General features: G+C 33.5%; 2 protein-coding genes. Both read left to right on the top strand.

Going from position 1 to position 1,215, the window contains the following annotated elements; all coding sequences use genetic code 11:
* On the top strand, nucleotides 1-705 hold a 705-nt coding region (locus ABWO04_RS12055), incomplete at its 5' end, for an Ig-like domain-containing protein (protein WP_353079922.1).
* Nucleotides 706-718: 13 nt separating this feature from the next.
* Nucleotides 719-1,215 (top strand): glycoside hydrolase family 16 protein (locus ABWO04_RS12050; RefSeq protein WP_353079921.1); only part of this gene is annotated, 497 nt, incomplete at its 3' end.

Genomic DNA, 1,215 nt, shown 5'->3' with positions numbered 1-1,215 from the left:
GGTATCAATCAATCTGTTTCTATTAGTCCGGCTTTTTTAAATTTTACATCCTCAAATCCTTCTGTAGCTACTGTAAATGATGCAGGTGTTGTAACTCCTATCGCAGCGGGTACAGCAACAATTAGAGCAACATTTAATGGTCAACCCGCTACTGGAAGTTTGATAATTAATTGTTCAGGTGCCTATGTCAATGCACCTATTCCTACCTTGAGTCCATCTAATGTAATTTCTATATTCTCAGATGTATATACTAATGTTCCAGTTAATTATTATAATGGTTATTGGCAACCATGGCAAACTACAGAATCTAATAATTTTTCAGTTTTGGGAGATAACGTTTTAAATTACACCAACTTTAATTTTGTTGGAATCGAGTTTAGTAGTCCAACTGTGAATGCTAATAGTATGACGCATATTCATTTAGATGCTTTTATTCCAGGGCCTATAGCTCCAGGAAGACAGTTAAGAGTATTAGTAGTGGATTTTGGCGCAAATGGTGTCTTTGGCGGAGGAGATGATACTAGACATTCAACAACATTTACAGCAACAACTTCTACCGCTGTGGTATCTCAAAATTGGATTTCAATTGAAATTCCATTTTCTGCTATGCCTGGTTTATTAAGTAGATCAAACCTGGCTCAAATTATTCTTGAAGGTGGGGACAATTCAATATTGTATGTAGATAATATATATTTTCACAATTAAAAGATAATTAAAGATGATTTTAAATAAAATAAAACACAAAATTTTTATAGCTACAGCTCTTGTTTTGTTATTAAATAGTTGTACAAAAGATGAAAAACAAACAGTTGTTACTAAAAATAATTTAGTAATGAGTGATGAATTTAATGTAGACGGAGCACCTAATCCTAATTTATGGTCTTACAATATTGGTACTGGTAGTAACGGATGGGGAAATAATGAGCTGCAATATTATACCAATAGACCTGAAAATATTAAAGTTGAAAATGGGGTTTTAAAAATCACTGCACGTAGAGAACAATATATGGGTGAAGCGTTTACATCTGCCCGTATTTTAACTAAAGGTAAATTTGAAACTAAGTACGGAAGAATTGAAGCAAGAATTAAATTGCCTAGAGGAAAAGGGCTATGGCCTGCTTTTTGGATGTTAGGTTCTAATTCTGATACAGCCATTTGGCCGCAATGCGGTGAAATTGATATTATGGAATATTTAGGAAGTAGCCCAACTAAAGT

Origin of the sequence: Flavobacterium sp. (genome assembly GCF_040382755.1) — a bacterium.
Taxonomy (GTDB): domain Bacteria; phylum Bacteroidota; class Bacteroidia; order Flavobacteriales; family Flavobacteriaceae; genus Flavobacterium.
This window is presented reverse-complemented; position numbering and strand designations above follow the sequence as displayed.